Genomic DNA, 21708 nt, shown 5'->3' with positions numbered 1-21708 from the left:
CTGTCACACAAGGCCGCTACCCTGCTTCGCACACAGAGGATCAGGAGGATCACGCATGGAAGCCATTCGCCACATCAACCTGCCCTCGCTGCTGGACACCCTGGTCAGCGTGGGCGCGGCCTTTCTGCTCGGCTCGCTGATCGGCTTCGAGCGCCAGGTGCGCCAGCGCACCGCGGGGCTGCGCACCAACACGCTGGTGGCCGTGGGCGCGGCCGTGTTCGTCGACATGGCGGCCCGCCTGGGCGGCCCCGACGGCGCGGTGCGCGTGGTCGCCTACGTGGTCTCGGGCATCGGCTTTCTGGGCGCCGGCGCGATCATGAAGGAAGGCGCCAACATCACGGGCCTGAACACGGCCGCCACGCTGTGGGGGTCGGCCGCGGTGGGCGCCTGCGCGGGCGCCGACCTGCTGGGCGAGGCACTGATCGCCGCGCTCTTCGTGCTGGCGAGCAACACGCTGCTGCGGCCGGTGGTGAACCGCATCAACCGCCGCCCGGTGCACGAGGAATCGAGCGAGGCCACGTACACGGTGCGCGTGATCTGTTCACGCGCGGCGCGGCCCGAGGTGATGGACCAGCTGCTGGTACAGCTGGAAGCCGCGAACTACCCGGTGCGCGACATCGACCAGCACGCCTTCGGGCAGGCCGACACGGAGATTGCAGCGACGCTGTACGCCACCGCGGTCGAGCCCGAAGAGCTCGACCAGGTGATCGCGGAGCTGGAAACGCTGGAAGGCGTCCAGCAAGCCTTCTGGAACGCCAGCGCGGAGGATTGACCTCCGGCCCATTCGAGGAACACCGCGGAACCGGCTTTGCCGGGCCGCAGGTGTTGCCCCCGGTGAGGGGGTTGGCGAAGCGACACGAAGTGCGCGAAGACTGGGGGAGAGCCCAGTTCAGACGCCGAGGATCGAAACAGCCTTGGTGTTCAGGTACGCCTCGATCGCCTCGGGGCCACCTTCCGAACCGTAGCCCGAATCCTTCACGCCGCCGAACGGCATTTCCGGCGAGGGCGTGGCGGGCTGGTTGATCCACAGCATGCCCAGCTCGAGCTTCTGGCTCAGCAGGTGCGCGCTCTTGATCGACTTGGTGAAGGCGTAGCCGGCCAGGCCGAACGGCAGGCGGTTGGCTTCGGTGATGGCTTCTTCGAGCGTGTCGAAGCCGCGGATGGCGGCGATGGGGCCGAAGGGTTCGTTGTTGAACACGTCGGCGTCCAGCGGCACGTCGGTGATGACGGTGGGCGCGAAGAAGTTGCCGGTGTCGCCGACGCGTTCGCCGCCGGTCGCGACCGTGGCGCCCTTCTTGCGCGCGTCTTCCAGCACATGGGCCATGGCCGTGAGGCGGCGGGCGTTAGCCAGCGGGCCGAGGTTGGTGCCTTCGACCAGGCCATCGCCCATCTTCAGGCCTTCGGCGTGCTTGACCAGCAGGCTTGCGAACTCATGGCGCAGGCTGTTGTGCACCAGGAAGCGGGTCGGCGAGATGCAGACCTGGCCCGCGTTGCGGAACTTGGCGGCACCGGCGGCCTTGACGGCCAGCGCCACGTCGGCGTCTTCGGCCACGATCACCGGGGCGTGGCCGCCCAGTTCCATCGTGACGCGCTTCATGTGCGAACCGGCCAGCGCGGCCAGCTGCTTGCCGACCGGGGTCGAGCCGGTGAAGGTGACCTTGCGGATGATCGGGTGCGCGATGAGGTAGCTCGAGATCTCGCCCGGGTTGCCGAACACCAGGCCCACCACGCCGCCCGGAATGCCGGCGTCGACGAAGGCCTTGAGCAGCGCGGCCGGCGAGGCCGGGGTTTCCTCGGGCGCCTTCACCAGGAAAGAGCAGCCGGTGGCCAGCGCGGCGCCGAGCTTGCGCACGATCTGGTTGACGGGGAAGTTCCACGGCGTGAAGGCCGCGACGGGGCCGACCGGCTCCTTGATGACCAGCTGCTGCGCGGCCAGGTTGCGCGAGGGCACGATGCGGCCGTACACGCGGCGGCCTTCGTCGGCGAACCATTCGATGATGTCGGCGGCGGCCATCATTTCGACCTTGGCTTCGCCCAGCGGCTTGCCTTGTTCCTGCGTCAGCAGCTTGGCGATGTCCAGGGCGCGTTCGCGGATCAGGCCGGCGGCGCGGCGCATCACGGCGGCGCGCTCGTTGGCGGGCGTGTCGCGCCAGGCTTCGAAGCCGCGCTGGGCGGCGGCCAGGGCACGGTCGAGGTCGACGATGCTGGCGTGCGCCACCTTGCCGATGGCCTTGCCGGTGGCGGGGTTCAGCACGTCGAGCGTCTTGCCGTCGGCGGCGTCGACCCATTGGCCGTCGATCAGCAGGCGGGTGTCGGTGTAGGTGGCGGTCATGGCGAACTCTTTCCTTCGAGGACTGGATGGTGAAAACGAAACGGGAAATCGGGCGCGCGGCGCGGCACCCCGTGGGGGTGCGCATGCGACAACGGCGGCCAAGCGCCGCCGGGGCCGTAGATTAACCTGAGTTCACAAAGCTTGCCGGCGGCCCCCGCCAGGGGCCGGGGCGCGCCTACAGCACGAGGATCGCGCGGAAGTCGTTGACGTTGGTGTTCGTCGGACCGGTCACGAACAGATCGCCGATGGCGTCGAAATAGCCGTAGGCGTCGTTGCGGTCGAGGTGGTCGGACAGCTTCCTGCCCTGCGCCGTGGCGCGCGCCAGGGTGTCGGGCGTGACGAAGGCGCCGGCGTTGTCTTCCACGCCGTCGATGCCGTCGGTGTCGGCGGCCAACGCCCACACCTGCGGCTGGCCCATGAGCGCGCCGGCCAGACCCATGCAGAACTCGCCGGCCCGCCCGCCGCGGCCCTTGGCCTGGCCGGGCTGGCGCGGGCGGATGGTGACGGTGGTTTCGCCGCCCGACAGGATGACGCAGGGCCGGGCGAAGGGCTCGCCGCGCAGGGCCACGGCGCGGGCGAGCGCCGCATGCACCTTGCCCACTTCGCGCGATTCGCCTTCCATTTCGTCGCTCAGCACGTGCACACCGATGCCGGCGGCGCGCGCGGCCGCGGCGGCGGCTTCGAGCGACTGCTGCGGCGTGGCGATGAGGTGGGTGCTGTGGCCGGCGAACGCGGCGTCGTCGGGCTTGGGGGTTTCGAGCGCGCCGCTTTCGAGCTGCGCGCGCACGGGCGGCGGCACCTCGATGCCGTAGCGGTCGAGGATGGCCAGCGCGTCGGCGCAGGTGGTGGCGTCGGGCACGGTGGGGCCGCTGGCGATCACGGCCGGGTCGTCGCCGGGCACGTCGCTGATGGTGAGCGTGACCACGCGCGCCGGCGCGCAGGCCGCCGCAAGCCGGCCGCCCTTGATGCGCGACAGGTGCTTGCGCACGCAGTTCATCTCGCCGATGTGGGCGCCGCTGTCGAGCAGTTGCTTGTTGATGCGCTGCTTGTCGGCCAGCGTGAGGCCCTCGGCCGGCAGCACCAGCAGCGACGAGCCGCCGCCGGAGATGAGGCACAGCACCAGGTCGTCGGCCGTGAGGCCCTGCGTGAGCGCCAGGATGCGCTCGGCCGCCTGCTGGCCGGCCGCGTCGGGCACGGGGTGCGCGGCCTCGACGATCTCGATGCGCTGCGGCACGCCTGCGGGGCGCGGCGGGATGTGGTCATAGCGCGTGACGACCAGGCCCGACAGCGGGGCGTCGGCCGGCCACAGCGCCTCGAGCGCCTGCACCATCGAGCCGCCGGCCTTGCCGGCGCCCAGCACCACGGTGCGGCCCTTGGGCGGTTTCGGCAGGTGCGCGCCCAGCGTGGACAGCGGCAGCGCGCGGTCCACCGCCACGCGGTACAGGTGTTCGAGGAAGGCGCGCGGGGCTTCGCGCGGGTCGGGAACGGCGGTTGCGGAGGGCGAGGTCGATGCGGTCATGGCTTGCGTGTTGTCTCGGTTGGCGATTGTGCGACGACCGGCGGCCCACCCCTGCAGGCCGCTGCGCCTCTAGTTCGTCTTGGCGCCGGCCTGGAACCAGCGGCTGATCAACGCCCGCTCTTCGTCGGTGATGTTCGTCGCGTTGTTCATCGGCATGATCTTGGTCACCACGACCTGCTGGTAGATCGCCTGGGCGTGCGCCGCCACCTGGTCGGGCGTGTCGACGCGCACGTTCTTCATCTGCACGGCCGCGCCGTGGCACATGAAGCAGCGCTGCTCGAGCACCTTCTGCACGTCCTGGAAAGCCACGGCGGGCGCGGCCTGGGCGGCGGTGGCCGCCACGGGCGCGGCCGGCTCGGGCTTCATCCACACGATGGTCAGGCCCAGCACCGCGATGCCGACCATGGCGTAGGGCAGCGGGTTGCCCGCGTTGCCCAGCTTGAAGCGGTGACGCACCACGAAGAACTGCCGGATGGCCGCGCCGCCGAGCATGATCAGCAGCAGCACGATCCAGTTGTACTTGTGCGTGTAGGTGAAGCTGTAGTGGTTGCTCAGCATCGCGAACAGCACCGGCAGCGTGAAGTAGGTGTTGTGCACGCTGCGCTGCTTGCCGCGCTGGCCGTGCACCGGATCGACCGGCCGGCCTTCGCGCAGCGCCTTCACGTTCTTGCGCTGGCCCGGGATGATCCAGAAGAACACGTTGCCACTCATGGTGGTGGCCATCATGGCGCCCACCAGCAGGAAGGCCGCGCGGCCCGCGAACCACTGGCAGGCCAGCCAGGTCGCGAAGGCGATGAAGACCGCGATCAGTACACCGACGATGGTGTCGCCGTTCTTGCGACGCCCGAAGATCTGGCAGATGCCGTCGTAGACCATCCAGAACACGACGAAGAAGGCCAACGCCACGGCAATGGCGGCGCCAGGCTGCCAGTCCATCTTGCTCTTGTCGATGAGGTACGTGCTCGCGTTCCACAGGTACGACATCGTGAAGAGCGCAAAGCCCGTGAGCCAGGTCGAGTAGCTCTCCCAGTACGACCAGTGCAGGTGGTCGGGCAGCTTCTTGGGCGCCAGCGCGTACTTCTGGCTGTTGTAGAAGCCGCCGCCGTGCACGGCCCATTGCTCGCCGCCCACGCCCTTGTCGAGCGATTCCTGGTCCTGCGGCTTCTCGAGGCTGTTGTCCAGCATCACGAAGTAGAAGGAGGCGCCGATCCAGGCGATGGCGGTGATGACGTGGACCCAGCGCAGCAGCAGGTTGGCCCAGTCGAGGTAATAGCTTTCCATGTGCTCTCTCTCAACCCTGTTGGCGCGTGGGGGCGCCAAGGAGGGGTTTCAGCCTGCTCACCACCGCGGGCGCTGTAAGCAGAGAAAGTGCCGCGAACGCAGGTCCGTTGAAATGGACCTCGCTCCGCTGCGGCTTGTTGTGGACCGAAAGTGTATACAGTTTTGGCACGAAGCGGGATGCTATTTGCGGCGTCGTCGCCAAGGGAAAACCCTGTTCAGCCCAGTGACTGCAACAACTGTGCCGCCACGGCGACCGCGATCACCTCGGGTTCCTTGCCCGTGATGCCGGGCACGCCGATCGGGCAGGTGACGCGCGCCAGCTCGTCGGCCGTGAAGCCGCGCGCCTCCAGCCGGTGGCGGAAGGTGGCCCATTTGGTCTTGCTGCCGATGAGGCCGATGTAGGGCAGGTCGTTGCGCGCGCGCAGGCGCTTCAGGCAGGCGATGACGATGTCCAGGTCTTCGGCGTGGCTGAAGCTCATGATCAGCACGCGGCTGCCGGGCGCGAGCGCGGCCACCGCGTCCTGCACGGGCTCGGAATGCTCGGTGTCGATCTGCGCGGGCAGTGCGTCGGGGAACACGCCGTCGCGGCTGTCGATCCAGCGCACCGAGAACGGCAGCACGGCCAGCAGGCGCGCCAGCGCGGCGCCCACATGGCCGCCGCCGAACAGCGCCACGGGCTCGAGCTGCGCGACCAGTTCTTTCTGCAGCGCGGGCGCGTCGGCCGCGCCGATGCGCCGGTAGGTCAGGAACATCACGCCGCCGCAGCACTGCCCCAGGCTCGGGCCCAGCGGGTAGCGCTGCACGCCGTCGAGGCTGCGGGTGCCGGCCAGGATCTCGCGCGCTTCCTGCGTGGCCTGGAACTCGAGCTGTCCGCCGCCGATGGTGGCCGTGAGGCCATCGGCCCAGACGGCCATCCAGGTGCCGGCCTCGCGCGGGGCCGAGCCCTGCGTCGATTCGACGCGCACCAGCACGGCGTCTTCCTGTTGAAGACGCGCCAGCAATTGATCGACCGCACCGTTCATGCCCGAAACCTTCGGTTGCCTGGCCCGCAACGACTCACGGTATAAACCCGGCGATGATGACGAACCGCCAGCTTACGCCGCGCCGCCTCGCCTGGGCCGCCACTGTTCTTTCCGCCTTGTGGCTCGCCGGCTGCGGCTCGACGGGCTCGGTGCCCGGCCAGCTGAGCGGCGCCAGCAGCGCACAGGGCAGCGGGCCCGCGCCGCGCGCCTCCAGCGCGGCCACCGCGCGCGACTACCGCCGCGACGCCGCACGCCACATCTACAACGCCAACCCCTCGCGCATCTACAAGGGCCAGATGCCGCCGCTGCTGTACGCGGTCGGCACGCTGCAGGTGAACCTGGACACCGGCGGCAAGGTGGTCTCGATGCACTGGCTGCGCGCGCCCAAGCACGCGCCCGAGGTGATCGCCGAGATCGAGCGCGCCGTGCTGCAGGCCGCGCCCTTCCCGCCCGCCCAGCGCCTGGGCGCGGTCACGTGGACCGACACCTGGCTGTGGGACAAGAGCGGGCGCTTCCAGCTCGACACCCTGACCGAAGGGCAGCAACAAGGCGACTGACCTCAGGAGCCGCGGTACGTGGAGTAGCTCCACGGGCTCACGAGCAGGGGCACGTGGTAGTGCTGGTCGGTGTGCGCCACGCCGAAGTCCAGCGCCACCTTGTTCAGGAAGTTCGGCTCCGGCAGCGTCACGCCGCGGGCCTTGAAATAACCCGCCACGTCGAACACCAAGCGGTAGGTGCCGACCTTGATCGAGTTGTTGTCGTAGAGCGGGCCGTCGCTGCGGCCGTCCGAATTCAGCGTGAAGCGCTTCACCAGCGTCGCGGCGTCGCCGTCGGTGGTGTACAGCGCCACCTCCATGCCGGCCGCGGGGCCGCCGTGCATCGTGTCCAGTACGTGAGTGCTCAAGCCCATGGGGCCTCCTTCAAAGGGTGTCGGATCGGTGAGATCGGGGTGCGGGAAATTCCGGTGGACAAAAGTGTATACAGTTACCGGCTTTGGGTCTATCATGAAAAACATGGAGTCCTCCACCACCCGTTCGATCGTCGATGCCCTCACGAAGGCCATCGTCGAGCACCGCCTTCAGCCCGGCACCAAGCTCGCCGAGCAGAAGCTGGCCGATCACTTCGGCGTGTCGCGCACCTTGGTGCGCCAGGCACTGTTCCAGCTCTCGCAGAACAAGCTGATCCGGCTCGAGCCGGCGCGCGGCGCCTTCGTGGCCGCGCCCGCCGTCGACGAGGCCAAGCAGGTGTTCGCCGTGCGCCGCATGCTCGAGGCCGAGATGACCCGCGCCTTCGTGCGCAGCGTCACGCCCGCCAAGATCAAGGCCCTCAAGGAGCACGTGGCGCTTGAGAAATCGGCCGTCGGCGGCGAAGACGTGTCAGGCCGCACCGAGCTGCTGGGCGACTTCCACGTGCGCATGGCCGAACTCATGGGCAACCAGGTGCTGGCGCAGATCCTGGGCGAGCTGATCTCGCGCTGCGCCCTCATCACGCTCATGTACCAGAGCACCAGCGCCGCCGAGCACTCCAACGACGAGCACGCCGACATCGTGAAGGCGCTGGCCGCGCGCGACGAGGAACTCGCCGTGCGCCTCATGACCGAGCACCTGGAACACGTCGAGGCCAACCTCACCTTCGACCGCAAGGTCCCGACCAACGACATCTCCCTCGCGCTGTCCTGATCCACACCATGACCGTCTACGACACCACCCTGCCCTACCCGCGCGACCTGATCGGCTACGGCCGCAACCCGCCCCACGCCCGCTGGCCCGGCGGCGCGCGCGTGGCGGTGCAGTTCGTCCTCAACTACGAAGAAGGCGGCGAGAACGCCACGCTGCACGGCGACGCGGGCTCCGAGCAGTTCCTCTCCGAGATGTTCAACCCGGCGAGCTTCCCCGACCGGCACATCAGCATGGAAGGCATCTACGAGTACGGCTCGCGCGCCGGCGTGTGGCGCATCCTGCGCGAGTTCGAAAAGCGCGGCCTGCCGCTCACCGTCTTCGGCGTGGGCATGGCGCTGCAGCGCTACCCCGAGCTCACGGCCGCCTTCAAGGAACTCGGCCACGAGATCGCCTGCCACGGCTGGCGCTGGATCCATTACCAGAACCTCGATGAAGCCACCGAGCGCGAGCACATGCGCCTGGGCATGGAAGCCATCGAAAAGCTCACCGGCGAGCGCGCGCTCGGCTGGTACACCGGCCGCGACAGCCCGCGCACGCGCCGCCTCGTGGCCGACTACGGCGGCTTCGAGTACGACAGCGACTACTACGGCGACGACCTGCCCTTCTGGATGAAGGTGCAAAAGACCGACGGCAGCGTCGTGCCCCAGCTCATCGTGCCCTACACGCTGGACTGCAACGACATGCGCTTTGCGCTGCCGCAGGGCTACTCGCACGCCGACCCGTTCTTCCAGTACATGAAGGACACCTTCGACGCGCTGTACGCCGAAGGCGACCCGAACGGCGACGACAGCCCCAAGATGATGAGCATCGGCATGCACTGCCGCCTGCTCGGCCGCCCCGGCCGCATCACGGCGCTGCAGCGCTTCCTCGATCACATCGCCACGCACGACAAGGTCTGGGTCTGCCGCCGCGTCGACATCGCACGCCACTGGAAGCAGGCACATCCTTTCGAAGCCGGAGCCGCATCATGAGCACCCCTCTCCTCACCCTTGCCCAACTCAACGCCGCGGGGCCGGCCGCTGCCGTCGCCATGCTCGACGGCGTGTATGAACACTCGCCCTGGATCGCGCAGCGCGCGCTGGTGCAGCGCCCCTTCCGCTCGCTCGCGCATCTGAAGCACGCGCTGGTGCAGGCGCTGGCCGCCTCGTCGGCCGACGAACAGATCGGCCTGATCCGCGCCCACCCGGAGCTCGCCGGCAAGGCCATGGTCAGCAAGACGCTCACCGCCGAATCGACCAACGAGCAGAACAAGGCCGGCCTGACCGACTGCACGCCCGAAGAGTTTGCGCAGATCCAGAAGCTCAACGCCGACTACAACGCCAAGTTCGGCTTCCCGTTCATCCTGGCGGTGCGCGGCCCGCGCGGCACCGGCCTGGCCAAGCGCGAGATCATCGAGACCTTCGCGCGCCGGCTGCACAACCACCCGAGCTTCGAGCTCGGCGAGGCGCTGCGCAACATCCACCGCATCGCCGAGATCCGCCTGAACGACAAGTTCGGCGCCGACATCACGCTCGGCAACGACGTGTGGGACTGGCAGGAGCAGCTGTCGGTGCACACCGACCCCGGCTATGCCGAGAAGGGCCAGCTCACCGTCACCTACCTGACCGATGCGCACCGCGCCTGCGCCGCGAACATCTCCGGCTGGATGCGCGACTGCGGCTTCGACTCCGTGCACATCGATGCGGTCGGCAACGTGGTCGGCCGCTACGAAGGCGCCACGCCCGACGCCAAGACCCTGCTCACCGGCTCGCACTACGACACCGTGCGCAACGGCGGCAAGTACGACGGCCGCCTGGGCATCTTCGTGCCCATGGCCTGCGTGCGCGAACTCAAGCGCCAGAACCGCCGCCTGCCCTTCGCCTTCGAGGTCGTCGGCTTCGCCGAAGAAGAAGGCCAGCGCTACAAGGCCACCTTCCTCGGCTCGGGCGCGCTCATCGGCCACTTCGACCAGCGCTGGCTCGACCAGAAGGACGCCGACGGCATCACCATGCGCGAGGCCATGCAGCACGCAGGCCTGAAGGAAGAAGACATTCCGAAGATCCAGCGCGACCCGGCGCGCTACCTCGGCTTCGTCGAGGTGCACATCGAACAGGGCCCCGTGCTCACCGAGCTCGACCTGCCGCTGGGCATCGTCACCTCCATCAACGGCAGCGTGCGCTACGTGGGCGAAGTCATCGGCATGGCCAGCCACGCCGGCACCACGCCCATGGACCGCCGCCGCGACGCCGCCGCCGCCGTGGCCGAACTCATCCTCTACACCGAGCAGCGCGCCGCGAAAGACGGCGACTCGGTCGGCACCGTCGGCATGCTCGAAGTACCCAGCGGCTCGATCAACGTCGTGCCCGGCCGCTGCAAGTTCAGCCTCGACCTGCGCGCGCCCAACAACGCGCAGCGTGACGCGCTGGCGAACGACGTGGTCGCTGCACTGAAGGACATCTGCCAACGCCGCGGCGTGCGCTACGAGCTCGAGGAAACCATGCGCGCCGCCGCCGCACCGAGCGAACCCACCTGGCAGCAGCGCTGGGAACAGGCCGTCGATGCGCTGGGCATTCCGCTTTTCCGCATGCCCAGCGGCGCCGGCCACGACGCGATGAAGCTGCACGAGGTGATGCCGCAGGCCATGCTCTTCGTGCGCGGCATCAACTCGGGCATCAGCCACAACCCGCTCGAGTCGAGCACCAACGACGACATTCAATTGGCCGTGCAGGCCTTCCAGTTGCTGCTGGACAACCTCGCCACCGAACAAGCCCACTGACCGACCCCACAAGAACAACCACCATGACCGACTACGCCAAACTCGACGCCTGGATCGACGCCCACTTCGACGAGGAAGTGCAATTCCTGCAGCAACTGGTGCAGGTGCCCACCGACACGCCGCCCGGCAACAACGCGCCGCACGCCGAGCGCACCGCCGAGCTGCTGAAGGACTTCGGCCTCGACGCCGAGAAGCACGCCGTGCCCGCGCAAGAGGTGAAGGACTACGGCCTCGAATCGATCACCAACCTGATCGTGCGCCGCAAATACGGCAACGGCGGACGCACCGTGGCGCTCAACGCCCACGGCGACGTGGTGCCGCCCGGCGAAGGCTGGACGCACGACCCGTACGGCGGCGAGATCGTCGATGGCAGCCTGTACGGCCGCGCCGCCGCCGTCAGCAAGAGCGACTTCGCCAGCTTCACCTTCGCGCTGCGCGCCCTCGAGGCCGTGGCCAAGCCCACAAAGGGCAGCATCGAGCTGCACTTCACCTACGACGAAGAGTTCGGCGGCATCCTCGGCCCGGGCTGGCTGCTCGAGAAGGGCCTGACCAAGCCCGACCTGATGATCGCGGCCGGCTTCAGCTACGAAGTGGTCACCGCGCACAACGGCTGCCTGCAGATGGAAGTGACCGTGCACGGCAAGATGGCGCACGCCGCCGTGCCCACCACCGGCATCGACGCCCTGCAGGGCGCCACCAAGATCCTGAACGCGCTGTACGCGCAGAACACGCTCTACCAGAAGGTCACGTCGAAGGTCGAGGGCATCACGCACCCGTACCTGAACGTGGGCCGCATCGAGGGCGGCACCAACACCAACGTCGTGCCCGGCAAGGTCGTGTTCAAGCTCGACCGCCGCATGATCCCCGAAGAGAACCCGGTCGAGGTCGAGGCCAACATCCGCCAGGTGATCGCCGATGCCGCCGCCGAAAGCGCGGGCATCACGGTCGAGATCAAGCGCATGCTGCTCGCCAACTCGATGAAGCCGCTGGCCGGCAACAAGCCGCTGGTCGACGCGATCCAGAAGCACGGCGGCGAGCTGTTCGGTGAGCCCATCAAGGCCATGGGCACGCCGCTGTACACCGACGTGCGCCTGTACGTCGAAGCCGGCATTCCCGGCGTGATCTACGGCGCCGGCCCGCGCACCGTGCTCGAGTCGCACGCCAAGCGCAGCGACGAGCGCGTGGTGCTCGAAGACCTGCGCCGCGCGACCAAGGTGGTGGCGCGCACGCTGGCCGACCTGCTCGCCTGAGCGCGCAGAAGGTGGCGGCTCAGTAAGCCGCGCGCCCTCATCCCCCGGCCCCTCCAAGGCGCCATGTCCCTCGCGGGGCATGGCGCTTTTTCTTTGCCCCGGCCCGCCCCGCATCAGGGAATCTACGGATATATGATTCCCCGCATGGTCTTGATTGAGTTCAATTTTTGTATACAAATAACGCACCCATAAAGACGGCGCGAAATTTGCGTCAAAAAGTCCCTCATCCCAACCAAGTACGAGGAAAGACCATGAGCACAGTCGCCAGCCATGCCCCCGCCGGGGCCAGCGAAGCCGGCATCGCGCCGCACGCGGAATCGAATGCCCTCATCAAGCCGGGCTACGACCCGCGCCTGACCAACGAGGACCTCGCCCCGCTCAAGAAGCAGACCTGGGGGCAATACAACATCTTTGCGTTCTGGATGTCCGACGTGCACAGCGTGGGCGGCTACATCACGGCCGGCAGCCTGTTCGCGCTGGGCCTGTCGAGCTGGCAGGTGCTGGTGGCGCTGCTGGTGGGCATCGTCATCGTGCAGATCTTCTGCAACCTGGTGGCCAAGCCCAGCCAGGTGACCGGCGTGCCCTACCCCGTGGTGTGCCGCGCCTCGTTCGGCGTGCTGGGCGCCAACATCCCGGCCATCATCCGCGGGCTGATCGCGGTGGCCTGGTACGGCGTGCAGACCTACCTGGCCTCGGCCGCGTTCATGGTGCTGGCGCTGCACATGGCGCCGGGCCTGGCGCCGTACGCCGACGTGGCGCAGTACGGCTTCGTCGGCCTCTCGGCCCTGGGCTGGGTGGCGTTCATGGTCATGTGGGTGCTGCAGGCCTTCGTGTTCTGGCACGGCATGGAAGCGATTCGCAAGTTCATCGACTGGGCTGGCCCGGCGGTGTACGTGGTGATGGCCGTGCTGTGCGGCTGGCTGGTGTGGAAGGCCGGGTGGAGCAACATCGACCTGAACCTGGGCGGCATCAAGTTCCAGGGCTGGGACGCGCTGCCGGTGATGCTCTCGGCCATCGCGCTGGTGGTGAGCTACTTCAGCGGCCCGATGCTCAACTTCGGCGACTTCTCGCGCTACGGCAAGAGCTTCGACGCGGTGAAGAAGGGCAACTTCTGGGGCCTGCCGGTCAACTTCGTGTTCTTCTCGCTGCTCACGGTGATCACCACGGCCGCCACGTTGCCCGTTTTTGGTGAACTGATCACCGACCCGGTGCACACCGTGGGCAAGATCGACAGCACCACGGCCGTCGTGCTGGGCGCGCTGACCTTCATGATCGCCACCATCGGCATCAACATCGTCGCCAACTTCGTCTCGCCGGCCTTCGACTTCTCGAACGTGGCGCCGCAGCACATCAGCTGGCGCACGGGCGGCATGATCGCCGCGGTGGGCTCGGTGTTTCTCACGCCCTGGAACCTTTACAACAGCCCCGAGGTCATCCACTACACGCTGGACGTGCTGGGCTCGTTCATCGGGCCGCTGTTCGGCATCCTGATTGCCGATTACTACATCGTGCGCAAGCAGCAGATCGACGTCGACTCGCTCTACACCATGAGCAAGCAGGGCAAGTACTGGTACAGCGGCGGCTACAACCCGAAGGCGATCCAGGCGCTGGTGCCCTCGGCCCTCGTGCCCATCCTGTGCGTGATGGTGCCGACGCTGCGCGGCGCCGCCAACTATGCGTGGTTCATCGGCATGGGCCTGGGCTTCATCCTGTACGTGCTGCTGAACCGCAACAACAAGACTTGAAACTGTAGAGAGTAAGAAAGGGACCGCGCCGTGCGCATCAAGATCATCAACCCCAACACCACCTGGAGCATGACCGAGAAGATCGGTGCCTGCGCCCGCGCGGTGGCGCACGCCGGCACCGAGATCGTGGCCGTGAGCCCGGCCATGGGGCCGGTCTCCATCGAGAGCCACTACGACGAGGCGCTGGCCGTGCCGGGGTTGCTGCAGGAGATCGCGGCGGGCGAGCGCGACGGCATCGACGGCTACGTGATCGCCTGCTTCGGCGACCCGGGCCTCAAAGCCGCACGCGAGCTGGCGCGCGGCCCGGTGGTGGGCATCGCCGAGGCCGCGATGCACCTGGCCAGCATGATCGGCAGCCGCTTCAGCGTGGTGACCACGCTGGGGCGCACCATGGGCCAGGCCTGGCACCTGGCCGAGATCTACGGCATGGAGCGCTTCTGCGCCAACGTGCGCGCCTGCGAGCTGCCGGTGCTCGAGCTGGAAGAGCCGGGCTCCAACGCCCGCGAGCGCATCGTCGACGAATGCCGGCGCGCGCTGGAAGAAGACGGCGCCGACTGCATCGTGCTCGGCTGCGCCGGCATGACCGACCTGTGTGCGCACATCGAGCAGGTGCTCGGCGTGCCGGTGATCGACGGCGTGGCCGCCGGCACCAAGCTCATCGAATCGCTGGTGGCGCTGAAGCTGCGCACCAGCAAGCGCGGCGAGCTGGCAAGGCCCTTGCCCAAGCCCATGATCGGCGCGCTCGAGGCCTTCACGCTCACGCGCTGAGCCACAATCGGCGGATGCCCCGCGCCAGTTCCAAACCCTCCGTCCCTTCCGCCGCCCCCGTTGCCGAAACGGCCGAGAACGGCATGGCGCCGGCCGACAAGAGCAGTTCCATCGAGAGCATCGCCAACGACATCGCCACCGCGATCGTCGAGAAGCGCCTGCCGCCCGGCACCTGGCTGCGCGAAGAGGCGCTGGGCCGCGTCTACTCCGTGAGCCGCACCAAGGTGCGCGCGGCGCTGCTGATGCTGTCGAAGGACAAGCTCATCGAGATGATTCCCGACAAGGGCGCCTTCGTCTGCCAGCCCACGGTCGACGAGGCGCGCGAGGTGTTCGCGGTGCGCCGCATCCTGGAGCGCGAGGTGGTGCGCCTGTTCATCGCCAACGCCCGGCCGCGCGACTACCAGACGCTCGAGCAGCACATCAAGTTCGAACGCACCGCGCTGCGCCAGAGCACCACCATGGGCACGGTGCGCGAGAAACTGCTGGGCGACTTTCACGTGGCGCTGGCCGAAGCCACCGGCAACCACACGCTGGCCGAGATGGTGCGCGAACTCGTGGCGCGCAGCTCGCTGATCGCGATGCTTTATCACTCGTCGAACGACCCGCACTGCTCGTCCGACGAGCACTCCGACTTCCTGCGCCTGTGCCGCAAGGGCGACGTCGAAGCGGCCGTGACCTGCATGATCGAGCACCTCGAACGCATCGAGGCGAGCCTCGAACTGGGCACCGAGAAGCCCGACCGCCAGCTCGACCTGGTCAAGGCGCTGCTGGCCTGAGCCGCTAAGCCGGAGCGTCGCTGACGCGCCCCACTCCCCATACCTGAGCGCCGGCCGAAACGCCGGATGCCCCGGCGCGCGCCTCCCACAGCGCTTCTTCGCCGGATTCGGGTTTACCTGAATCTGGATTGCCGCATAAATTGTATACAGTTTCGCGTACACAACTGGTGTGCGCGACGGCCCTCCGACGCGCATCACTGCTCCCGTTCCCCTCGCCGCGCCAGGAGACAACGATGACGGCAGATTCCCTTTCCAGCAATGTCCATCCCGTGGACCAGCGCCTGCCTTCGGGCAAGCTCGCGGCCCTCGGCCTGCAGCACGTGCTCGTGATGTATGCGGGCGCCGTCGCGGTGCCGCTCATCGTGGGCCGTGCGCTCAAGCTCTCGCCCGACGAGGTCGCGCTGCTGATCTCGGCCGACCTGTTCTGCTGCGGCATCGCCACGCTGATCCAGGCGCTGGGCGCCACGCAGTGGTTCGGCATCAAGCTGCCGGTGATGATGGGCGTGACCTTCGCCTCGGTGGCGCCCATGGTCGCCATCGCCAACGCCAACCCCGGGCAGAACGGAGCGCAGCTGCTGTTCGGCGCCATCATCGGCGCGGGGGTCATATCGATACTGATCGCGCCCTTGGTGAGCCGCATGTTGCGGTTCTTTCCGCCGGTGGTGACGGGCACGATCATCGCGGTCATCGGCATCAGCCTGATGCGCGTGGGCATCAACTGGATCTTCGGCAACCCCGTGGGCCCGACGGCGCCCGCGCTGGTCGACCCGGTGTACGCCAAGTGGCTGGCCGAGGTCACCTCGCCGGGCAGCTCGATCCCTGCGGTGCCCAAGGGCTTCGCGATCATGCCCACCGTGCCCAACCCCAAGTACGCCGATCTGTCGGGCTTCGGCGTGGCCGCACTGGTGCTGGTGTCGATCCTCCTGATCGTGAAGTACGCCAAGGGCTTCATCGCCAACATCTCGGTGCTGCTGGGCATCGTGATCGGCGCGGTGGTGGCCTCGCTCACCGGCCTCATGACCTACGAAAAAGTCGGCAAGGCCGCCTGGGTCGACGTCGTGCTGCCCTTCCACTTCGGCATGCCGCTGTTCGACCCGATCCTGATCCTCACGATGACGCTCATCATGATCGTCGTGATGATCGAATCGACCGGCATGTTCCTCGCGCTGGGCGAAATGACCGACCGCAAGATCAGCCAGCAGGACCTGGCCAAGGGCCTGCGCACCGACGGCCTGGGCACGCTCATCGGCGGCATCTTCAACACCTTCCCGTACACGAGCTTCTCGCAGAACGTGGGCCTGGTGGCCGTCACCGGCATCAAGAGCCGTTATGTCTGCGTGGCCGGCGGCGTGATCCTGATCGTGCTGGGCCTGCTGCCGAAGATGGCCGCGCTGGTCGAGTCGCTGCCCACCGTGGTGCTCGGCGGCGCGGGCCTCGTGATGTTCGGCATGGTGGCCGCCACCGGCATCCGCATCCTGTCGGGCGTGGACTTCAAGACCAACCGCCACAACGCGATGATCGTCGCCGTGGCCATCGGCGTCGGCATGATTCCGCTCATCGCCCCCAACTTCAAGCAGTGGATGCCGCACTCGATCCACTCGCTGATCGAGTCGGGCATCCTGCTGGCGTCGATCACGGCCGTGCTGCTGAACCTGTTCCTCAACGGTGCGAAGCACGATGAAGAAGCGGTGATCGCGGCGGCCAAGCACGCCGACGCGCACTGAGCTCCTGCCGACGACCTCCCAGGCCGAACCTAGGAGTGGACGTAGCCGGTTCGCGCCATGAAGGTCGCGATCAATGCAATGACGAAGGACGCGATGGATGTCAGGAATCGCGAGACGAACAATGCGTCCTTCTCGCCTTTGAGCAAGGGCGCAATCACTCCGTCGAGCTTTCCCACCACGTATCCGGAGATCAGCAACGTCGCGCCTTTCTCTATTTCCTTGAAGGCATCGACTTCGGTGCCATCGAGCGGGAATCTGAGAATTCCGTAGCCATAGCCAAGCAGCGCGCTCACCGTGCAAAGCAGCAAGCTCAAGGGCCGTCCCCGCTCATCGGCTGGTCCGGCAAACCAGATGCAGACCAGCACCGCGACTGCGGCGATAAAAAGAAAGACGAAGCCGCCGATAACCGTGGGATGCAAGTTCATGTCGCCAACCCTCCTTGATGCCTGGGAACAGAAGTCCTCAGGCATTTCAATAAAAAAGGGGTGACACACACATCCCTCGTTCGAGGGATTCCGCTGGCCGAGCTGCAAGCCTCTCACGCCAAGGCGTGACAGAGCATCAAGAAGTCCTGCGCAGGTCTCAGCGATGCAGCGACTTCAAATCATCGCCAACGGCGTCTTGCGCTTCGGCACCGGATAGATCCGGTCCAGCGCCGCCAGGGTCGTCGCATCGAGCTGCAGCTCGGCGGCGGCCCTGTTTTCTTTCAGGTGCGCGCTGCGCACCGCCTTCGGAATCGCCGCCACGCCCGGGCGCGCGATGACCGCGGCCAGCGCCAGTTGCGCGGCGCTCACGCCGAGCTCGACCGCCAGCCGGCCCAGTGCCTCGTCGCCCGCCAGCGCGCCCTGGTCGATCGGGCTGTAGGCCATCAGCGGCATGCCGCGTTCGCGCTGCCAGGGCAGCAGGTCGAACTCGGGGCCGCGCTCGCCGAGCGACAGGTACACCTGGTTGGCCGCGCAGGCCGAACCGTTGCCGATGACCTGCGCCAGCTCCTGCATGTCGTCGGTGTCGAAGTTGCTCACGCCCCAATGACCGATGCGGCCGGCCTCCACCAGTTCGTGCATCGCCTCGACCGTGTGCGCCAGCGGGTGGTTGCCGCGCCAGTGCAACAGGTACAGGTCGATGCGCTCCAACCCCAGCCGCGCCAGGCTGCGCTCGCAGGCCTGCCCCGTGCCGCGGCGGCTGGCGTTGTGCGGGTAGACCTTGCTGACGATGAAGAGGTCTTCGCGCTGCACATCGCCCGCGCGCAGCGCCTCGGCCACGGCCCGGCCGACCACGGTCTCGGCGCCGCCCTCGCCGTACATCTCGGCCGTGTCGATCAGGCGGTAGCCCAGGCCGATGGCCTCGCGCACCGCGGCCACCTCGGCCGCGTGGCGGGTGGCGTCTTCGCCCATGCGCCAGGTACCGAGACCAAGAACCGGCATCTCGCCGCCGGTGGGGAGTGGAAGTGTTCGCATGGGCACGATGGTACGCAGGCCCTTTGGGCGGGTGCCCGGGTGCGGGTTTTCCGCCCCCGGCGCCTTCTAATTTTTCGAAGCTCAAGTCAGTTCGATGACCATCAATTGCTTATCTTCCGCCGTGTTCTGGCGTTTTTGCCTTCGCTTTTTATCAATGCCCGGTGGGTGCCAACCCCCATCGCGCGCGCTCCACCCGCTCCTAGAATTTTTTGACGGCCCGGTGTCACAAGCGTCGGCGCTCTTATCGAAACGGTTCAGGAACAGGTTGAGTCAATGCAGCAGAAGCAAAAGCACAGGATTGCCGTCATTCCCGGAGACGGCATCGGCGTCGAAGTCATGCCCGAGGGCCTTCGCGTGCTCGACGCGGTCAGTCGGCGCTTCGGCATCGATTTCGCGTACGACCATTTCGACTGGGGCTCCGACCACTACGTGCGCACCGGCCTGATGATGCCGGCCGACTGGGCCGACAAGATCCAGGGCCACGACGCGATCTACTTCGGCGCCGTGGGCGATCCTGCCAAGGTGCCCGACCACATCGCCGTGTGGGGCCTGCTCATCAAGATCCGCCGCGACTTCGACCAGTATGTGAACCTGCGCCCCGTGCGCCTGATGCCCGGCGTGCCCGGCCCGCTGGCGCACCGCAAGCCCGGCGACATCGACTTCCTCGTCGTGCGCGAGAACACCGAAGGCGAATACACCTCGGTGGGCGGGCGCCTGTTCGAAGGCACGCCGCGCGAAATGGCGATCCAGGAAGCCGTGTTCACCCGCGTGGGTGTCGACCGCATCATCGACTACGCGTTCCAGCTCGCCAACCGCCGCAAGCGCAAGAACCTGGTGGCCGCCACCAAGTCGAACGGCATCTCGATCACCATGCCCTACTGGGACGAACGCTTGGCCGAGATTGCCACGCGCTACCCCGACGTGGCCACGAGCAAGTACCACATCGACATCCTGTGCGCGCACTTCGTGCAGCACCCCGACTGGTTCGACGTGGTCGTGGCCTCCAACCTGTTCGGTGACATCCTCTCCGACCTGGGCCCCGCCTGCACCGGCACCATCGGCATCGCGCCCTCGGCCAACCTGAACCCCGAACGCAAGTTCCCCTCGCTGTTCGAACCCGTGCACGGCTCGGCCCCTGACATCGCAGGCAAGGGCATCGCCAACCCCATCGGCCAGATCTGGTCGGCTGCTCTGATGCTCGACCACCTGGGCGACAACGACCCCGTGTACGCACAGGCCTCGGCGGCCGTGCTCTCGGCGATCGAGACCGTGCTCAGCGAAGGCCCGCGCACGCGCGACATGGGCGGCACCGCCAACACGGTGGACGTGGGCCGCGCGATTGCCGAGTGCATCGCTTCGGCATGACACCTCCCGCCCCTCTTTTTCGCAGGAAGCGAAACGCGCTGCGCACACCCGCAGCGTGCCCCCGTGCTCAGGGCACTGGGTGCTTCCCGCAGCGAAATGAAGGAGGAGGCCGCAGGCCGGGGGACATTCGCGGAGGGAAGTACCCGGTGGCCTGGGCACACGCCCTGAACAGCGACAAACAACGGAGCCACTGAACCATGGGCCTGTTCCTGCTCAAGCGCACCTTGACGCTCATCGGCACGCTGATCGGCGCGTCCGTCATCGTGTTCCTGGTGCTCGAAATTCTCCCCGGCAATGCCGCGCAGATGCTCATGGGCCCCGACGCCTCGCCCGACGCCGTCGCCGCCCTGGCCACCAAGCTCGGCCTCGACCAACCCGCCTGGACCCGCTACTGGCACTGGATCGGCGGCCTGCTCACCGGCAACCTCGGTGACAGCTATGCCTACAGCTCGCCCGTCATCGACCTGATCCTCGAGCGCCTGGCTCTCACCGTGCCGCTGGCCGTGATGGCCATGGCCCTGACTGTCGTCATCGCCCTGCTCGTGGGCGTGACGGCTGCGGCGCGCCATAACAAGCTCGGCGACGTCGGCCTCATGGGTATGGCCCAGGTCGGCATCGCCATTCCCAACTTCTGGTTCGCGATCCTGCTGATCCTCGTGTTCTCGGTGCAGCTGCAGTGGTTCTCTGCCGGCGGCTTCGAGGGCTGGGGCGAAGGCATCTTCGCGGGACTGAAATCGCTGCTGCTGCCGGCACTGTCGCTGGCTGTGGTGCAAGCGGCCATCCTCGCGCGCATCACGCGCTCGGCCGTGCTCGAGGTGATGCGCGAAGACTTCGTTCGCACCGCGCGCGCCAAGGGCGTGTCGCAGCGCATGGTGCTGTGGACCCACGTGCTGCGCAACGCGATGATCCCCGTCATCACCGTCATGGGCATGCAATTCTCCGAGCTGCTGGCCGGCACCATCGTGGTGGAGAACGTGTTCTACCTGCCGGGCCTGGGCCGGCTGATCTTCCAGGCCATCAGCAACCGCGACCTGATCGTGGTGCGCAACTGCGTGATGCTGCTCGCGGCCATGGTGGTCATCGTGAACTTCGTGGTCGACGTGCTCTATGCCGTGATCGACCCGCGCATCAAGGCGAGCGACATATGAGCGCCATCCTCTCCCCTTCCGTGCCCGCATCCGCCGCGCCCCTCGCGCCCGGCTTCTGGCGCCGCGCGGTCAAGCACCGCAGCTTCGTCATCGGCGGCGTGTTCGCGCTGCTGCTGTTGCTGGCGGCTCTGATCTCCTTCGTCTGGACGCCGTGGTCGCCTTACGCGATGGACATGGCGAACAAGATGCAAGGCCCCTCGGCCACGCACTGGCTCGGCACCGACGCCTTCGGGCGCGACGTGGCCTCGCTGTTGCTGGTGGGTGCGCGTGCGTCCATCCTCGTGGGCGTGATCGCCGTGGGCATCGGCCTCGTGGTCGGCACGGCGCTGGGCCTGCTCGCGGCTGCGAGGCGCGGCTGGGTCGAGGAAGCCGTGATGCGCCTCTCGGACTTCACGCTCGCCTTCCCCGCCATCCTCTCGGCCATCATGATGACCGCCGTGTTCGGTGCCGGCATCGTCAACGCCATCGTCGCGATCGGCATCTACAACATCCCGACGTTTGCACGCATCACGCGCGCTTCGGCCAACGCCATCTGGTCACGCGAATACGTCGCCGCCGCGCGCGCCTGCGGCAAGGGATCGTTCGCGATCACCATGCAGCACGTGCTGCCGAACATCTCCGCCGTGCTCATCGTGCAGATCACCATCCGCTTCGCCATCGCGATCCTGGCCGAGGCCGCCCTCTCCTACCTCGGCCTCGGCACGCAGCCGCCACAGCCTTCATGGGGCCGCATGCTCAGCGAAGCCCAGACCCTCATGTTCCAGCAGCCGCTGCTGGCCGTCTTCCCCGGCATGGCCATCGCCTTCGCGGTGCTCGGCCTGAACCTGCTGGGCGACGGTCTGCGCGACCTGCTCGATCCGCGCCTGGCCCGCGCAAGGTAGACCGCC

At 67.6% G+C, this 21708-nt stretch carries 20 protein-coding genes; 13 read left to right on the top strand and 7 right to left on the bottom strand.

Going from position 1 to position 21708, the window contains the following annotated elements; translation table 11 throughout:
• Positions 1-55: 55 nt before the first annotated feature.
• The gene (locus tag AC07OH_RS15500) at positions 56-772 is read left to right on the top strand and encodes an MgtC/SapB family protein (protein WP_062480849.1); all 717 of its coding nucleotides are present in this window, start codon (positions 56-58) and stop codon (positions 770-772) included.
• 117 nt (positions 773-889) lie between these two features.
• On the opposite strand, the gene AC07OH_RS15495 is transcribed toward AC07OH_RS15500, so the two are convergent.
• The 4 genes from AC07OH_RS15495 to xdhC form a co-directional block, all read right to left on the bottom strand.
• Positions 890-2332, bottom strand: coding sequence for an NAD-dependent succinate-semialdehyde dehydrogenase (locus AC07OH_RS15495; protein WP_062480847.1), 1443 nt, complete (start codon positions 2330-2332; stop codon positions 890-892).
• Positions 2333-2507: 175 nt separating this feature from the next.
• On the bottom strand, positions 2508-3851 hold the full coding sequence (locus tag AC07OH_RS15490; protein WP_495301267.1) for a glycerate kinase type-2 family protein: 1344 nt from the start codon (positions 3849-3851) through the stop codon (positions 2508-2510).
• A 69-nt stretch (positions 3852-3920) separates the two neighbouring features.
• Positions 3921-5132 (bottom strand): urate hydroxylase PuuD, encoded by a 1212-nt coding sequence (locus AC07OH_RS15485; protein WP_495301266.1) that lies wholly within the window; start codon positions 5130-5132, stop codon positions 3921-3923.
• A 215-nt stretch (positions 5133-5347) separates the two neighbouring features.
• Positions 5348-6154 (bottom strand): xanthine dehydrogenase accessory protein XdhC, encoded by an 807-nt coding sequence (gene xdhC / locus AC07OH_RS15480; RefSeq protein WP_495301265.1) that lies wholly within the window; start codon positions 6152-6154, stop codon positions 5348-5350.
• Positions 6155-6207: 53 nt separating this feature from the next.
• Between xdhC and AC07OH_RS15475 the strand changes: the two genes are divergently transcribed.
• Entirely contained in the window at positions 6208-6711 is a 504-nt protein-coding gene (locus AC07OH_RS15475; RefSeq protein WP_492677606.1) for a hypothetical protein, read from the top strand.
• 2 nt (positions 6712-6713) lie between these two features.
• Here AC07OH_RS15475 and uraH read toward each other — a convergent pair whose 3' ends face one another.
• Positions 6714-7064: a hydroxyisourate hydrolase gene (uraH, locus tag AC07OH_RS15470; protein ID WP_070061690.1), complete on the bottom strand. Its 351-nt coding sequence runs from the start codon at positions 7062-7064 to the stop codon at positions 6714-6716.
• A 94-nt stretch (positions 7065-7158) separates the two neighbouring features.
• Between uraH and AC07OH_RS15465 the strand changes: the two genes are divergently transcribed.
• The 8 genes from AC07OH_RS15465 (at position 7159) to AC07OH_RS15430 (ending at position 16851) form a co-directional block, all read left to right on the top strand.
• Entirely contained in the window at positions 7159-7833 is a 675-nt protein-coding gene (locus tag AC07OH_RS15465; protein ID WP_056574067.1) for a GntR family transcriptional regulator, read from the top strand.
• A gap of 8 nt (positions 7834-7841) precedes the next feature.
• A complete protein-coding gene (gene puuE / locus AC07OH_RS15460; protein WP_062480836.1) occupies positions 7842-8804 on the top strand; it encodes an allantoinase PuuE in 963 nt (320 codons plus the stop codon).
• Entirely contained in the window at positions 8801-10588 is a 1788-nt protein-coding gene (gene uraD / locus AC07OH_RS15455; protein ID WP_495301264.1) for a 2-oxo-4-hydroxy-4-carboxy-5-ureidoimidazoline decarboxylase, read from the top strand. Before puuE ends, uraD begins: the two co-directional genes overlap by 4 nt.
• A gap of 23 nt (positions 10589-10611) precedes the next feature.
• Positions 10612-11838 carry a M20 family metallopeptidase gene (locus AC07OH_RS15450; protein ID WP_495301263.1) on the top strand — a complete coding sequence of 409 codons (1227 nt, stop codon included), beginning with the start codon at positions 10612-10614 and terminating at the stop codon, positions 11836-11838.
• Between the two features lie 251 nt (positions 11839-12089).
• Entirely contained in the window at positions 12090-13583 is a 1494-nt protein-coding gene (locus tag AC07OH_RS15445; protein ID WP_495301262.1) for an NCS1 family nucleobase:cation symporter-1, read from the top strand.
• 30 nt (positions 13584-13613) lie between these two features.
• Complete coding sequence (locus AC07OH_RS15440) at positions 13614-14351, top strand: aspartate/glutamate racemase family protein (RefSeq protein ID WP_070061684.1); 738 nt, start codon at positions 13614-13616, stop codon at positions 14349-14351.
• A 14-nt stretch (positions 14352-14365) separates the two neighbouring features.
• Positions 14366-15127 carry a GntR family transcriptional regulator gene (locus AC07OH_RS15435; protein ID WP_495301261.1) on the top strand — a complete coding sequence of 254 codons (762 nt, stop codon included), beginning with the start codon at positions 14366-14368 and terminating at the stop codon, positions 15125-15127.
• 233 nt (positions 15128-15360) lie between these two features.
• Positions 15361-16851, top strand: a complete 1491-nt coding sequence (locus AC07OH_RS15430) for a nucleobase:cation symporter-2 family protein (protein ID WP_070061682.1) — start codon at positions 15361-15363, stop codon at positions 16849-16851.
• A 29-nt stretch (positions 16852-16880) separates the two neighbouring features.
• Here the strand turns inward: AC07OH_RS15430 and AC07OH_RS15425 are convergent, their stop codons facing one another.
• Together AC07OH_RS15425 and AC07OH_RS15420 are read right to left on the bottom strand one after the other, a co-directional pair.
• A complete protein-coding gene (locus AC07OH_RS15425) occupies positions 16881-17276 on the bottom strand; it encodes a hypothetical protein (RefSeq protein WP_495301260.1) in 396 nt (131 codons plus the stop codon).
• Between the two features lie 174 nt (positions 17277-17450).
• Positions 17451-18308: an aldo/keto reductase gene (locus AC07OH_RS15420; protein WP_495301259.1), complete on the bottom strand. Its 858-nt coding sequence runs from the start codon at positions 18306-18308 to the stop codon at positions 17451-17453.
• 273 nt (positions 18309-18581) lie between these two features.
• On the opposite strand from AC07OH_RS15420, the gene AC07OH_RS15415 reads away from it, so the two are divergent.
• From AC07OH_RS15415 to AC07OH_RS15405, 3 genes are all read left to right on the top strand, one after another.
• Entirely contained in the window at positions 18582-19673 is a 1092-nt protein-coding gene (locus AC07OH_RS15415) for a tartrate dehydrogenase (protein WP_070061680.1), read from the top strand.
• A 197-nt stretch (positions 19674-19870) separates the two neighbouring features.
• A complete protein-coding gene (locus AC07OH_RS15410; RefSeq protein ID WP_070061679.1) occupies positions 19871-20821 on the top strand; it encodes an ABC transporter permease in 951 nt (316 codons plus the stop codon).
• Positions 20818-21702: an ABC transporter permease gene (locus AC07OH_RS15405; RefSeq protein WP_192195509.1), complete on the top strand. Its 885-nt coding sequence runs from the start codon at positions 20818-20820 to the stop codon at positions 21700-21702. Before AC07OH_RS15410 ends, AC07OH_RS15405 begins: the two co-directional genes overlap by 4 nt.
• Positions 21703-21708 lie beyond the last annotated feature (6 nt).

The organism is Variovorax sp. GW821-FHT10C12 (assembly GCF_059415405.1).
The sequence above is the reverse complement of the archived record's forward strand: the minus strand, read 5'-3'. Positions and strand labels throughout refer to the sequence as shown.